At 35.9% G+C, this 15,709-nt stretch carries 11 protein-coding genes; 6 read left to right on the top strand and 5 right to left on the bottom strand.

Features of this window, described 5'->3' with window-relative positions:
• Positions 1-4 precede the first annotated feature (4 nt).
• From mobC to NAF19_RS13700, 4 genes are all read left to right on the top strand, one after another.
• A complete protein-coding gene (gene mobC / locus NAF19_RS13715) occupies positions 5-2,056 on the top strand; it encodes a conjugal transfer protein MobC (protein ID WP_252790633.1) in 2,052 nt (683 codons plus the stop codon).
• Between the two features lie 113 nt (positions 2,057-2,169).
• On the top strand, positions 2,170-3,756 hold the full coding sequence (locus NAF19_RS13710) for a type I restriction-modification system subunit M (RefSeq protein WP_252790632.1): 1,587 nt from the start codon (positions 2,170-2,172) through the stop codon (positions 3,754-3,756).
• Positions 3,757-3,759: 3 nt separating this feature from the next.
• On the top strand, positions 3,760-4,995 hold the full coding sequence (locus NAF19_RS13705; RefSeq protein ID WP_252790631.1) for a restriction endonuclease subunit S: 1,236 nt from the start codon (positions 3,760-3,762) through the stop codon (positions 4,993-4,995).
• 5 nt (positions 4,996-5,000) lie between these two features.
• On the top strand, positions 5,001-8,558 hold the full coding sequence (locus NAF19_RS13700) for a type I restriction endonuclease subunit R, EcoR124 family (RefSeq protein WP_252790630.1): 3,558 nt from the start codon (positions 5,001-5,003) through the stop codon (positions 8,556-8,558).
• 205 nt (positions 8,559-8,763) lie between these two features.
• On the opposite strand, the gene NAF19_RS13695 is transcribed toward NAF19_RS13700, so the two are convergent.
• Complete coding sequence (locus NAF19_RS13695; protein ID WP_252790629.1) at positions 8,764-9,000, bottom strand: hypothetical protein; 237 nt, start codon at positions 8,998-9,000, stop codon at positions 8,764-8,766.
• A gap of 682 nt (positions 9,001-9,682) precedes the next feature.
• Between NAF19_RS13695 and NAF19_RS13690 the strand changes: the two genes are divergently transcribed.
• Positions 9,683-10,180, top strand: a complete 498-nt coding sequence (locus NAF19_RS13690; protein WP_252790628.1) for a MauE/DoxX family redox-associated membrane protein — start codon at positions 9,683-9,685, stop codon at positions 10,178-10,180.
• Between the two features lie 90 nt (positions 10,181-10,270).
• Positions 10,271-10,522 (top strand): hypothetical protein, encoded by a 252-nt coding sequence (locus NAF19_RS13685; protein WP_252790627.1) that lies wholly within the window; start codon positions 10,271-10,273, stop codon positions 10,520-10,522.
• 133 nt (positions 10,523-10,655) lie between these two features.
• Here the strand turns inward: NAF19_RS13685 and NAF19_RS13680 are convergent, their stop codons facing one another.
• From NAF19_RS13680 to NAF19_RS13665, 4 genes are all read right to left on the bottom strand, one after another.
• On the bottom strand, positions 10,656-11,099 hold the full coding sequence (locus tag NAF19_RS13680) for a protein-disulfide reductase DsbD domain-containing protein (protein WP_252790626.1): 444 nt from the start codon (positions 11,097-11,099) through the stop codon (positions 10,656-10,658).
• Positions 11,100-11,122: 23 nt separating this feature from the next.
• A complete protein-coding gene (locus tag NAF19_RS13675) occupies positions 11,123-12,721 on the bottom strand; it encodes a TlpA family protein disulfide reductase (protein WP_252790625.1) in 1,599 nt (532 codons plus the stop codon).
• A gap of 40 nt (positions 12,722-12,761) precedes the next feature.
• The gene (locus NAF19_RS13670; RefSeq protein WP_252790624.1) at positions 12,762-14,126 is read right to left on the bottom strand and encodes a RagB/SusD family nutrient uptake outer membrane protein; all 1,365 of its coding nucleotides are present in this window, start codon (positions 14,124-14,126) and stop codon (positions 12,762-12,764) included.
• Positions 14,127-14,136: 10 nt separating this feature from the next.
• Positions 14,137-15,709 (bottom strand): TonB-dependent receptor domain-containing protein (locus NAF19_RS13665; RefSeq protein ID WP_252790623.1); only part of this gene is annotated, 1,573 nt, incomplete at its 5' end.

Below are 15,709 nucleotides of genomic sequence, written 5' to 3'. Positions count from 1 at the left end.
CATCATGCAAACAGGGGAAGATACACAAGGACTACGCAAGATCATCGATTTTACAAGACTGATCAGCATTTTTATTTTAGCTATCCATTTTTATATCTGCTGTTACCAGGCATTTAGCCACTGGCACTGGACAGCAGGTATTACTGACCGTATTATCGGCAATATTGCCAAAACAGGTTTGTTCAGCAATATGTGGAAACCCAAACTGGCGGCATTGCTGTTTCTTATTATTTCATTAGTGGGCGTTAAAGGGAAAAAGGATGAAAAAATGAACTATTGTAGCATTTCCGCCTACCTGATTACGGGCCTGTTAATCTATTTTATTAGCGTGTTATGCTTTTACATACATACATCGGTAACAATGATTGCTATTTTTTATATAGCATTAACAGGAACAGGCTATTTGCTTATCATGACAGGCGGCACTTATTTATCACGTTTACTCAAAGACAAGCTGAACAAGGACATATTTAATACGGATAACGAAACATTCCCGCAGGAAGAAAGATTACTGGACAACGAATATTCCGTTAACCTGCCTGCAATCTATAACTTAAAAGGCAAGCAGCGTAAAAGCTGGATAAATTTCATAAACCCCTTCCGGGGCATATTGGTAGCCGGAACGCCGGGAGCAGGTAAATCTTACTTTGTTATCCGTCATATCATAGACCAGCATATCAAAAAGGGGTTTACCCTGTTTCTGTATGACTTTAAATATGATGATTTGACTAAAATAGCATATAACAAGCTGTTAAAATACAGTAAGAATTATGCAATCAAACCGGCCTTTTATGTGATCAATTTTGACGACCTGACCCGTACCCACCGCTGTAACCCGCTTGACCCGCAAAGCATGGAAGATATAACCGATGCTACAGAGGCCAGCCGTACCATCATGTTAGGTTTAAACCGCGAATGGATTAAAAAACAGGGCGACTTTTTTGTAGAAAGTCCAATAAACTTTTTAACGGCCATTATCTGGTATTTAAGAAAGTACCAGGACGGTAAATATTGTACCCTGCCCCATGTAATCGAACTGATGCAGGCTGATTACGATAAGCTATTTGCCATATTGGAGCAGGAAGAAGAAATAAAAGTATTGATCAATCCCTTTATTTCCGCTTATCACAATAAGGCAACGGCACAGTTAGAGGGCCAGATTGCCAGCGCCAAGATTGGCTTAGCAAGGTTATCTTCACCGCAGTTATATTATGTACTTTCCGGCAATGATTTTACACTGGATGTAAATAACCCAAAGGAACCTAAAATAGTCAGCATTGGTAATAACCCGCAAAAATTACAGATATATGGAGCGGTGTTATCCTTGTATATCTCCCGCATGATTAAGTTGGTTAACCGGAAAGATCAGCAGAAATGCAGTTTGGTATTTGACGAGTTTCCGACTATTTATTTTAATAATATCGACAGCTTAATCGCTACGGCCCGTAGCAATAAAGTAGCCACAACTTTAGCGGTACAGGATTTCAGCCAGTTAAAGAAAGATTATGGCGCAGAACAAGCGGACGTAATTACCGGCATAATCGGCAATGTCATCAGCGGGCAGGTTACAGGGGATACGGCAAAAACCTTATCAGAGAACTTTGGCAAGATCGTGCAGAATAAAAACAGCATGACGATTAACAGCAGTGATACTTCTACGACCAAAGCTACCCAATTGGATTATGCGATTCCAGCAGCCAAAATAGCCGCCCTTTCATCCGGAGAATTTGTAGGCATTGTGTCGGATAATCCTAATTGCAAAATACAGCTTAAAGTATTTCATAGTGAGATTCAGAACGATCATGCGGCTATCAAAGCCGAAGAAGATAGCTATAAACCTATGCCTATTATTGCCAAAGTGACTGAAGAAGATATACAAGAAAGTTATTTAAGGATTAAACAGGATATTTCAGACTTGTTTAAAGAAGAACTGGCCATATTAAAAGCAAAGGAGATTTTTGGAGAAGCTGCACAACCGCCCTCCGGGGAGCCTAAAGAGGAAGAAGAAAAACCTAAAGAAAATGGGGAAGAATGTGATCAAACGATATCTATGTGAGAGGTATGTTAATTATTTAGACACATTTTTCAATTGCATCTGTGCTAATTTTGAATTACAATATGACTTTGCTTTTATTATCTTCGTCAATCATACAAAACCGACTACTACGAATGTCAGAAGATCAAAAAAAACAACTTGAACAACAGCTTTGGAATATAGCTAATACCCTACGTGGTAAGATGGATGCTGATGAATTTCGCGATTATATATTAGGCTTTATATTCTATAAGTACCTATCTGAAAAAATGCATCTCTATGCCAATGAGATATTAAAAGAGGATGGTATAAAATATGAAGATATAAAAGAAGACACCAAAGACGGGAATGCGTACTTAGAGGCAATTAAGGAAGAAGCCCTTATAAAACTGGGATATTTTTTAAAACCATCGGAATTATTCAGCGAAATTGCCAAAAGAGGCAATGCTGATGCGGAAGATGATGACGCAGAAATAAAGAGCAATTTTATATTAGAAGACCTTGCGCGCATATTAAACAATATCGAGCAGAGTACAATGGGTACAGATAGCGAAGATGAATTTGATAATCTTTTTGAAGACCTTGACCTCACATCTACAAAACTTGGACGTACCGAATCAGCTAAAAACGCATTGATTTCTAAAGTATTAGCACACCTTAATAAAATTGATTTTAAATTGGAGGACGCTAATTCCGATGTATTAGGTGATGCGTATGAGTACTTAATCGGCAAATTTGCAAGTGGTGCCGGTAAGAAAGCCGGTGAATTTTATACCCCGCAAGAGGTTTCAAAGGTCTTAGCCAAGCTGGTGACAACCGGTAAAAGCAAACTTAAATCTGTTTACGATCCAACATGCGGCTCAGGCTCTCTATTATTAAGGGTAGCAAAGGAAGTAACAGAAGTTGGTAAATTTTATGGACAAGAATTAAATCGTACTACTTACAACCTGGCACGAATGAACATGATTTTGCATGATGTCCATTACCGTAAATTTGATATCAGACAAGAGGACACGTTAGAACAGCCTCAACATTTAAGTGAAAGGTTTGAAGCGATTGTCGCAAATCCACCTTTTTCGGCACAATGGAGTGCCAGCCCGTTACATTTGACAGATGATAGATTTAGCCAATACGGAAAATTAGCGCCTCGTTCCACTGCCGATTTTGCTTTTGTGCAACACATGATCCATCACCTATCAGATAATGGAATAATGGCAGTTGTTGTTGCCCACGGTGTGCTTTTTCGAGGGGGAGCGGAGGCTCATATAAGGCAATATTTAATAGAGGATCGCAATTATTTAGACGCTGTTGTTGGCTTACCTCCAAATATTTTTTATGGAACGTCAATCCCAACAAGCATCTTAGTTTTTAAGAAATGTAGGGAGCAGCCAAATAACATAATTTTCATCGATGCTAGTAAAGATTTTGAAAAAGTAGGAAATCAAAACGTTCTTTCCGATGATAATATTGATAATATTATTAACGCTTACAGAAGCCGAAAAGATATTGAACGGTATTGTCAGGTGGTTGATTTAACTATAATTTCTAAAAATGATTATAATTTAAACATACCTCGTTATGTGGATACCTATGTAGTTGGGGAGGTAATAAACTTAAATCAGATTTCAGATGAACTACATGATCTAAATAAAGAAATTGAAGTCACGGATAAAGCACTATTGTCTTTCTGCGAACAATTGAATCTAAAAACACCATTTTAAATCATGGATCAATTAAATAAAACACCCAAATTGAGATTTCCGGGTTTTGATGGTGAATGGCAATTAAAAAACTTAGAGCATTTTTTAAGTTTCAAAAATGGAATAAATGCTGATAAAGAAAGATATGGAAAAGGCATAAAATTTATTAATGTTTTAGATATAATCAACAACGACTATTTAACTTATGAACGTATTCTTGGAAGTGTTGATATTGATGATGAGACATTTGCAAATAATGAAGTCAGTTACGGTGATATTTTATTTCAAAGAAGTTCGGAAACCAGGGAGGAAGTTGGCCAATCAAATGTTTATTTAGACAAACATAGGAAAGCTACGTTTGGAGGCTTTGTAATCAGGGGAAAAAAAGTCAATGACTATAACCCTTTTTTTATGCACTCTCTTTTGAAAACGGATTTAATACGGGAAGCAATTACCACCAAATCTGGAGGTAGTACAAGGTATAATATTGGACAAGAAACCTTAAAAACAATATCAATCTATATACCCAACTTAGTTGAACAAGAGAAAATAGCTCAATTTCTTGGCGTTATAGATACTAAAATTTTGCAACTTTCTAAAAAGAAAGCATTGTTGGAGAAATACAAAACTGGTGTATTGGAACAAATATTTACTCAACAAGTACGATTCAAGCATAATGGAAATGAATATGCTTCCTGGAAAATTGTAAAACTTGATTCTATTTGTTCCATAATAAAAAGCGGGGGAACGCCAACTTCCACAAATAAAGAATACTATGATGGAGAAATTCCATTTTTAGCAATCAGTGATATGACCCTTCAAGGAAAGTATTTGAATCGAACCGTAAAAAAAGTTTCAACAATGGGTATTGATAATTCATCATCGTGGATAGTACCTGCTAATTCAATTATATATTCAATGTATGCATCTGTCGGATTCGTTTCGATAAATAAAATCCCAATTGCTACATCACAAGCTGTTATTAATTTGATATTAAAAAAAGGTATTTACATTGAATACATCTATTATTATTTACTGTACTTTAAAAAGTTTTTACCAAAATATATTGAAAAAGGCACACAAGGTAATTTGAATGCACAATCTGTAAAAAACTTCGACATTGAATTACCAGAATATGAAGAGCAACTTCAAATAGCAAATTTTTTATCTGAAGTTGATTTAAAAATCGCACAAGTAAATCAGCAAATTTTAAAAAGCAAAGTTTTTAAAAAAGGGTTACTACAAAAATTGTTTATCTAATTTGAATGAAATTAGTAAGGGAACTAATTCTGTTAAATAAAGATAACCACGAGCATTTTGGTTATTACAATTCTATAATTGAAGTTATAGAATTAAATATTAACTCAAATCCTGATATTTCGATTGAAAGCTGTAAATCACTGGTTGAGGGTCTTTCAAAGGCAATTTTAAAACAATTAGACAATACTTATAGCAATTTAGAAATTGACAAATTAGATTTCCAACCGCTTTTTAAAAGAGCATTAAACAAACTTTCTGAAAAATGCGCGGAAATTGAAATAGATTTTGTTACCAGGTCGAACTCTCTAATACTAACTCTTGGTGAAATAAGAAACAAAAGAGGCGACATATCTCATGGGAAACTTGCCCCGAAAACTATCTTTAGCAGCTCAAAATATGCTGAACTAATCGTAAAGATGACCGAAAGCGTCGTTTACTACATATTGGAACATTTTTTCGCTATTGAGTTAGAAGTTGAGGCTATTACGAAATATGCTGAAAATAAAGGGTTCAATGAAATGTTAGATGAGATAAATCCATTTAATGGATTGAGTTATAGCAAGGCCCTATTTGAACAAGATAATCTTTCATACGCAGAGCAATTAGCAGAATATGAAGCGGAAAAATCGAATCTCCTAACTACATTGAATACTAAACCACAAATTATCAGTGAACGTATTCAAACTGAAATTAGTTTAATCAACAACGTAATGAGCACTCAACCCGAACAAGTATTAGAAGAAAATCTAATAGATCAACTGAAAGCACTGGGCTATGAATTTTTAATTATTAAAAATGAGCAGGACTTGCTTAACAATCTAAAAAGTCAATTAGAAAAACATAATCAGGTTACAATTTCTGATAAAGATTTCGACAAAATACTAAATCACCTAAATAAAGGTAATCTCTTTGAACGTGCTAAAATTTTACGCGACAAGGTGCAATACACAAAGGAAAACGGAGATAGTGCTTACATCGAATTTATTAATCAAGATCATTGGTGTCAAAACCAGTTCCAAGTTACCCATCAAGTAAGCAACGAGGGAGCATATAGAAATCGTTATGACGTAACCATTCTGATAAATGGTCTACCCTTAGTGCAAATAGAATTAAAACGCCGGGGATTGGAACTGAAAGAAGCATTTAACCAAACTAACCGTTATCACAGACATAGCTATGGGGCATCTAATGGTTTGTTTTTATACATTCAGTTGTTTATAATCAGCAATGGCGTTAACACTAAATATTATGCTAACAATCCGCACCAGTCATTTAAACAAACTTTCTATTGGTCGGATAAGGAAAATAAAATCATAACCCAATTAGAACAATTTACCAAGGAATTTTTGGAGCCTTGCCATGTGTCTAAAATGATCACCCGTTACACGGTGCTCAACGAGGCACAGAAAGTCCTAATGATCTTGCGTCCGTATCAATACTACGCTTCCGAAGCTATTATCGACCGGATAAAAACGACAACCAAAAACGGCTATATATGGCATACTACGGGTTCGGGTAAAACCCTCACATCTTTTAAAGCCAGTCAGCTTTTAATTAAGCTTCCACAGGTTTATAAGGTGGTTTTTGTAGTTGACAGAAAAGACCTGGATTACCAAACCACCAAAGAGTTTAACAGCTTTAGTAAAGGCAGTATTGATGGCACTGATAATACACAGGCTTTAGTAAAACAGTTAGGCGACGATACCAAACTAATTGTAACGACAATCCAAAAACTAAATACCGCGATTAGTAAACAAGGGTATTTAAGCAGGATGGAAAAATTAAAGGACAAACGCATTGTTTTTATTTTTGACGAGTGCCACCGTAGCCAATTTGGTGAAACACACAACCGTATAAAGGCATTCTTCAATAGCCATCAGCTATTTGGCTTTACCGGAACGCCTATTTTTGCGGATAATGCCGTAAAAAATGAATTAGGCAAACGCACTACAAAGGAACTTTTTGATGACTGCCTGCATAAATATGTAATAACCGATGCCATCAAGGATGAAAACGTATTAAAGTTTTCAGTTGAGTATGTAGGCCGTTATCAGCAAAAGGAGGACAGCAAAAACAATATTGATATTAAGGTTGAAGATATTGACACAAAGGAGTTATTGGAATCGCCCGACAGGTTAAATAAGATCACCAATTATATACTCGAAAACCACGACAGGAAAACATATAGCCGGTCGTTTACAGGCATGTTTTGCGTAAGCAGCGTTGATACGCTGATAAAGTATTACGAATTGTTTAAAGCCAAGAAAACAGCCGGTGAACATCATTTGCGTATTGCTACCATATTTTCTTATGGTGCAAATGAAGACGATAAAGATGCCAACGGTTTTATACCTGATGCTGAACTCGAAATAAGCGAAACCGCCCCTATTAATAAACACACCCGCGAAAAACTGGATGAATTTATTGCGGATTATAATGTAATGTTTGGTACCAAGTTTTCTACAAAGGATAGCCAGTCTTTTTACAATTATTATAATGACATTGCTAAAAGGGTTAAAAACAAGGAAGTAGATATTTTACTGGTAGTGAATATGTTTTTAACGGGTTTCGATAGCAAATACCTCAATACACTGTACGTAGATAAAAATCTGAAGTATCATGGCCTTATACAGGCATATTCACGCACTAACCGTATTTTAAATGAACAAAAATCACAGGGTAACATTATTGCTTTCCGCAATCTAAAAACCGCTACCGATGAAGCTATAACATTGTTTTCAAACAAAGATGCTATTGATGTTATCATTATGCAGCCTATTGAGGATTATATCGCGTTGTTTGATAAAGGTGTCGAAGATTTGTACGCTATAACCCCAACGGTGGATAGTGTAAACGACCTGCAAAATGAAGATGAAGAATTAGCCTTTGTTAAAGCCTTTAGGGAACTGATGCGTGTTAAAAACATCTTGGCTACTTTCGCGGATTTTAACTTCGATAGCCTGGCCATGAGCGAGCAAACTTTTAACGATTACCGCAGTAAGTACCTCGACCTATACGACAAGGTAAAAACCGATAATACTATAGAAAAAGTTTCTATTCTAAACGATGTTGATTTTGAACTGGAATTAATCCACCGTGATGAAATTAATGTTATTTACATATTAAAGCTGTTAGCCAAACTAAAATCGGGAACAAAAGAAGAACAAGATCAGCAACGGAAAGCAATTTTGGATTTATTGACCGGCGAAGTACAATTAAGATCTAAAAAGGAATTAATTGAAAAATTTATCAATGAAAACCTGCCGCTAATAGATGATGCTGAAGATATACCAGCAGCATTTGACGCTTTTGTAGATGCCGAAAAGCAAAAAGCATTAGCCGAATTGTGCAAAGAGGAAGGACTAATCCCGGAAAAGTTAAACGAAATTATAGGTAATTACTTGTTTACTGAACGGAAGCCATTGCGTGATGATATATTTAACATCCTTATAGAAAAACCAAAGCTGCTTGAACGGAAAATTGTTGTGGAACGGGTTATTGAAAAGGTGCTTAAATTTATAGATACTTATATTAACGGTTTGCCGGATAATGAACAGGTTTAATATTTTTATCCAACAGGCATTAACTCGCCCTTTTTGATGCTTTCCAAAAGACCTAAAAGTGGTTCATCTTCATTGCCAAAAGGAAAAGCAGCTAAGTAAGTATTGTTCAGCAGTGTTTAATGTTTCTTCAACCGAACGGTATTTTGCTAAGTACAGATACACCCAAAAATATAGGAAACTATATACATGTTGGGAGTGACTCAAATTAGTCAATCTGTCCTGTAAGATTATTCAGTTTCAGGGTTTTGTTTATTTCATCATCAATAATCAAAACGCCTCTTAATCTTTCAGGATTTCCAGTCCAATTTACAATGACATAGCTATTTGATTTATTGATTTTTTCGCACACGGATGCATATTTTTTATTTGCCCGGTTCTCAAATTCAATTTTCATTTCTTCTGGAACATTTTTGGCTTCGTATTCAAAATTTAACTTGCACATTTTAAGGTATTTAATTTAAACAAAGATAAAATAATTGCACAGGTTTAGTATCTAAAAACTAAACCATTAGGACTGCCGGCCAAATAAACCAAACGGCTATTGATTACCGGGGAAGATTTTATTAAGAGGGTTAAGATCACACTAAAAAGTTTAAGAAAGCGACAATTTCATCCTAATGAAGTTTGAAACGGTAATGAAATTTAATAAGAAAGTCCCTAACACTCGCTGCCGGGGACTTTCAACCTAAACCTTATTACAAAGGCATGCGGGTTGCCTGCCTGTAATTGAATGTGAAGATAAAAAAATAGTGGTAATAATTATGATTCTGCTCCTGCTTTACTTAGACTTTGTTAAAAGCCAATAATTCTTGGCTCCGCCACAAGGGCAACGTTTTATTACATAGTTCCAAAAGGCAATTAAAGTTAAACAAACTTTCGCCAATATTAATTATTGGTTATGATAAGCTATGACAGTATAAAGTTGTAGGGTATCAGGGTAGTAAAATATTTAAGGAATTTTACATTCAAAAAGAGACTAAACACTTTAATTCTCTATAGCCCTCATTTAATCTCCGCTTAATTATTAATTAAAACATAAAATTCAATCAAAATGTTTACTACCCATTTACTACTGTTTTAGAGCTTTAAGTTGTATTTACTTTGTAGGACAGAATGTAAAAATCATGGATACCGTGAACTATTTATTGCAAATTAAAAAAACAAAATATAAACATATCCTTGTGGTGTTGATAATTGCATTATTGGTTTTGTTATTTGCTTATACAGGAATGAGCAAGTTTTTAGACTATGATAAATTTGTTTTTCAAATGCGACTTGCTCCTGTGCCATTAATGAAAAAACTGGCCCCATTCTTAGGCTGGGTAGTGCCTTCTATTGAAATATTAATTGCCATGGGGTTTGCCGTTGGTGTATATCTCCATTCAATCAAAATTAAGGCTCTGTACGCATCCGTTATCTTATTGTTAGTATTTGAGTTTTATATTGCTGCAATGCTTTTGTCAGGCTCAAATCTTCCTTGTACATGTGGAGGCATTGTCTCTCAGATGGGTTGGAAACAACATTTATTCTTTAATGGATTCTTTATACTGACAGGTATCCTCTCAATCAAATATTTACAAAAACAAAAAACAACATCACCAATAGAACATAGGGGCAGATGAATTTAAAATACTTTCACGCGCGTAAGTACAGGTGGTGCCGTTGCCTGTAATTTTAACCAATGGCGTAATTAAAAACAAATATAAAAAATTATGAAAACTTTAAAAATTAGCCTATTGGCTTTGGTATTTACTATCGGTATTGGAGGCGCAGTTGTTCAAAAAATACAGGCAGCACCAAAACATTTTGACCTTCAATACAATTGGACTAAAACAGGGTCGGCGCCATTTACCGGCACAATAAGTGATGCCCAGAGTAATTATGGTTGTCCAAATTTGGGTGTTGGTTGTGCTCATGGAACAGAGGTTGGTCATCCATCAGTGACAGCTGATATAAAGCTTTAATTGGTTTTATTTATCAAGGAGTAAAGATTTAATTCTTTACTCCTTTTAAGTGGTGAGAATAATGGCGATCTAACTTATACATATAGTGTTTGTTTTATTACCCATGTGGTGGCTCATATTTTAATCTGTCTTATCATTTCAGATCAATTTCAAAAGCCCTTTTGATTGGCGGCGTGCAATGATCTGCTTCACATAACATATACTCGATGGTACCGGATATAGGTGCATGGGCTCCATCTTTTAATTTTAGTTTTTGGACAAAATCAACGCTATCTGTATAGTATTTTACATCCATATCAAATACTTTCACATGTTCGGTTACCAGTTTTCCTTTTTCTTTAATTGTTCCGATCAGCTCAATATTAGGATTATGATTTAAAGTAATTGTTGTTGGCAATGGGCCGCCTGAATCCATATACTGGGAATAAATATGCCAGGGATTTTGAACCATTGCTGTTAAATGAATTTCATATATATTCTTTTGAATTTTTTTTGTACTGTAAGTCCATTGAACAGTTTGTTGTGCACTGCACTTTATAGAAATGAGCAAAGCAATTAGTAGATATATATATTTCATGTTGTGTTTCAAATTTTCGGTTATTACTGGACATTTTTAAGTATAATACATTGCACCTCTCTTTGTATTTTATTAATTGCAAGGCCATACGAGGCAAGGGATTTTCGTATCTCTTCTTTGCTATTGTCGAAATCAGTATTGATTTTGAAATTCACTCCCATTTTGTGATCTATGCCTGTTTCATCAATAAAAGGAGTGTGTACATTTGATGATAGGTCATATATCTTATTCAATACTTCTCCCCAGGAAACATTGTTTACGGTTAATATATTGTTTACCATTACAGGATAGTTATCTGTTTTACCAACACCTTTTAATCGGTCGATTTTACCTATTCTCGTAATTACATAACAGTCGATCTTTCTTTTTTCTAAAGTACTTTGGATATTAAAATAAGTGTCCAGTTCCTGCTGCATTAGATGGTAAAACTGTTTAGCTGTCGTTTCTTTTCTTTTGACGGCTAATTCATAATCATAAAAATTACTCATTGACAAAGTATCCCGTTCATATTTTTCAGGGTGATTATACTCTTTAATTACAGGAGTTTTTGAAAAAGTATGGCCGAAATAAGCTTCTCTATAGAGCGTATTTATATCTAATCGCAACATAATTACACCCTTTATTCGATCCGTATCCGAAAAGCCCCCGAGGTAAACTCCATAGAAATATTTTTCAGATTTATGTGGCACAAGAAAAGAGGATATACCGAAATCTCCTCTTTGTATAGGTTCTAATGCTATTGCAAGTGGGCGGGCATAACTTAATGATAGAACAGTGTCTTTTGTATCTCTGATGTCCATACGTTTGCCAGACAGAAAATCCCTTATATGCCGTTCGGAAGCAATAGGCGTTTTCGTAATATATTTGACAAAGCCACTTTCATCAATCCATACCTGTGTTGGTACCTGGTCATATTCAAATAATGAACCTAACACATTTTCACCTGTTATAAAAGGCAGCTTGGTTTCGCGTACAATTTTCACATGTTTTTTTAGCAGTTCGACCTGTTCGCGGCTATCTCTTGTTACCATTATAATTTGTACCTGATTTCCAAATTTCTCCTGCAACTTTTCAAGTTCGGGCATCGCCTCTATGCAACCGGCACAGTTAATATTCCACATATCAAGTATCAAAAGCTTCTTTTTAATATCAGCCAATTTGATATTGGTTTTACCGTGATAGTTAGTAATCGCATACGAAGAATCTGGCAGTATATCCCCAACATGATAGTATCTGCCTTTATTCTTATTGCGCTCAACATATCGTGAATTGGCTATCTTTCGTTCTTCAAGATGAAGCACCATTGTCTTTTTATCACCACCGTAATCTAAAATCCAGTAATCTTTACAAATATTCTGTTTGGCTAAAATTGAATCCATTGCTTCATCAAAAGTTACGTTATGAAGATTAGCAGTAACAGGTAAAGACTTTTCGTATATAAGGTTGCTTCCCCACGAAACAGCCATTCCATGAGATTGCGTTTTCGTTAATTTCATTATAGCATCTCTAAAAGGCTCATTTACAAATGAAATACTGAATCTTTTTTCAAATTGTTCCTGCGCCAGTGCATTAAGGGAAAACAATAAGCATAACGCGGTAAAATATGTTAATTTATTTTTCATATTTATTGACCTCTCATTGTGAGATAATGTATTTATATGTTCAATATCCTGGGTTTTGAGTAAGATTTGGATCAGTGGCAATTTCGCTTTGCGGAATAGGCAACAAGGCCGCTGTTGATTTCCAGGTTGTTTTAAATGCACCCATAACTGCATTAATCCGCCCTATCCTTTTTAAATCCAGAAATCGGTTTCCCCACTCGACAAACAATTCTACCTGACGTTCGTGTATCAGCGCATCTAAACATGCGCTGGAAGAAATTGAGTTAGCCAACGGCAGCAGTCCGGCTCTTTGCCGAATAATATTCAGGTCGTCCACAGCACCACTGATATTATTTTGCTGTAACCTGGCTTCCGCACGTATCAAATATTGTTCACTGATACGCAATGCCGTGAGGTATTCAGGTGCGCCAGTGTTGGTTGAACGATTATGGTATTTATAGGGGTAATAGTAGGTCGTAATTGTACCTCCTGAAGTTACTGTTGATTTATTGGTCCAGGCTATTTTACGCAAATCACCCGTTTCAAAAGAACTTAAAAGGGCATTAGTCAATGGATAAGATGGTTTTCCTGACCCTGGTACTAATAGAGCACCCTCAGCTGTGTATCCATACTGTGTATAGAATTGCAAGATGCTCTCTTTGCTTCCCGATAAGAAAACCGAAGCAGGTGATTCTAAGGGCGTATATAAACCCGAATTAATAACTGCAGCAGCCGTTTGTTCAGCTTCTGCATATCTTTTTTGATACAAATAAACCCTGGCTAACAAAGCTGTCGCAGCCCATTTATTGGCCCTTACTTTCCCTGAACCTGTATAAGCTTCTGCTAAACCAGTCTGCGCATCATTCAGGTCTTGTATTATTTGTTTGTAAATAGTTGCAGAATCCGCTTTTGCAGCTGTAGCGGTTTTGTTAACATCAGTTTCTAATATCAACGGTACTGCGCCATAAAGATTAGTCAGATAAAAATAAGCATAGGCTCTCAAAAATTTAACTTCAGAAATAAATTCCAGTTTAGTTGCAGGTTTAATTCCGTTGTAGCTATTTAAACCTTCAATAATGTCATTGCATTCATATATGGCAAAATAGTTTCGTGACCAGATATTGAAGTTAGCGCTATTTGCGGGGGAGACAGTACTTTTTAAAAACTCAATTGTCCCTGCATTAGTACTTGTATAAGTTAATTCATCTGAATAATAACCCATTTCAGGGGTATAGGTGCCATCAATATTTTGATTGAAAAGGGCATAGGTATTATCAAGCAGTGCAATAGTAGAGGCGCTGTCTATAAAGATTTTATCTTTTGTCAGCTGGTTAACTGGCGAATCTACAGCAATCAATTTCCGACAACCGGCCAGACCGATCATCAGAAAGAAAAGGCTGAATATTAAATGTTTAACTTTTTTCATGATTTTTAATTTAAAATGTGATTTGAATACCAGCTATAAATGATCTCGTTATCGGAAATGGTATCATCCCTGTTGTATTATCTCCACCGGTTTCAGGATCGTACAGGGCAGTGTTTTTATATCTTATCGTGAACAGGTTTTGCCCTTCCAGATACAGCCTTAAGCGATTTATATTTTTATTCTTTAACCACTTATCTGGAAAAACATAAGAAATTGAAGCGTTTTTTAGACGAAAGTAAGAGGCGTTAAACCAATTGGCTGTGGAATAAGCGTAGTATGGATCATAAAAGGTTGAGGCCTTTGGAATATTGGTAATGTCCCCTACGTTTTGCCAGCGGCCCATCGCATTCGTAAAATCATTAAAATTGGCTCCCGGAACGTAATATGTGCTTCCTTTAGCAAATTGCTTAGCGAATTGACCGAAAATATCAAGTTGCCAATTTTTGTAAGTCCATGTGTTGCCAAATCCACCATAAAAATATGGGCTCGTTTGTCCCCATTTATCAAAATAGTTTGGGCTTGAGCTACCTGTTGGGGTATCATATTGTGGAGTTCCGGTTGCCGGGTCTACTCCTGTTAGAACATAACCGTAAGCCTGGCTGATGTCTTTGCCTATAACTAAGGTATTTGCATAGCTTGATGCAGCCAGCCCGGGAAAACTTAACAATCGATTTTTAGGGATACTGATATTAAAAGTGGTTTTCCAGTTAAAGGTATTTGTTCTAATGTTAACTGTATTCAATTCAAATTCCCATCCTGAATTTTGTACTACAGCCGGCAAATTGGCCTGGTAATTAGCGAATCCAGTTATAGTAGGTAATGTGTAGGATATTAACTGGTTACTACTCCTATTTTGGTAATGATCTATGGTTATTGAAATCCGATCTTTGAAAAAGCCGAGTTCCATCGCCACTTCAGCTTTTTTATTCGTCTCCCAATGCAGATTGGCATTGGAAATCTGGTTGGATTTTAGACCCGCAACATCCTGATAAACATATCCCGATGATGCATAGGTGGAAAGGTATTGGTAGTCCTTGATTTGATCATTACCTGTAATGCCATAACTTGCCCTCAATTTACCAAAACTCAAAAAGGTTAAATGATCTTTGATAAGCGGCTCATTACTGAACAGCCAAGCTGCACCAACTGCACCGAAATTTCCAAATTGATCACCTGGGCCAAATCTTGATGATCCGTCTCTTCTCGCGCTTGCATTTATAATATACTTTTCATCAAAATTGTAGGTAATTCTGGCAAAAACGGACTCATATTTATAGTTAGCAGCACTATTATTAACGGAAACGATACTCGCTGAACCAGCATCTTCTATAAGCGCATCATTGCTAAAATTACTGGCAGACGTGTATTGAGTATTTTTTAAACTGTTCTGATAAGTACCACCGAGCAAAACATTTAGATTGGATCGCTTAAAACTTTGAGTGTATGTAATTTGCGGTTCAATGATAAGAGTGGATATTCCGCTGATATTGACCACCTGATTCCGGGATAGGTTGACACCCGATTCCGCTGCAAATTGACCACCCCATTCCGGGCAAATTGACCAGGGTATTCCGGGCCAAACT

Origin of the sequence: Mucilaginibacter flavidus (genome assembly GCF_024055575.1) — a bacterium.
GTDB classification, from domain to species: domain Bacteria; phylum Bacteroidota; class Bacteroidia; order Sphingobacteriales; family Sphingobacteriaceae; genus Mucilaginibacter; species Mucilaginibacter flavidus.
The sequence above is the reverse complement of the archived record's forward strand: the minus strand, read 5'-3'. Positions and strand labels throughout refer to the sequence as shown.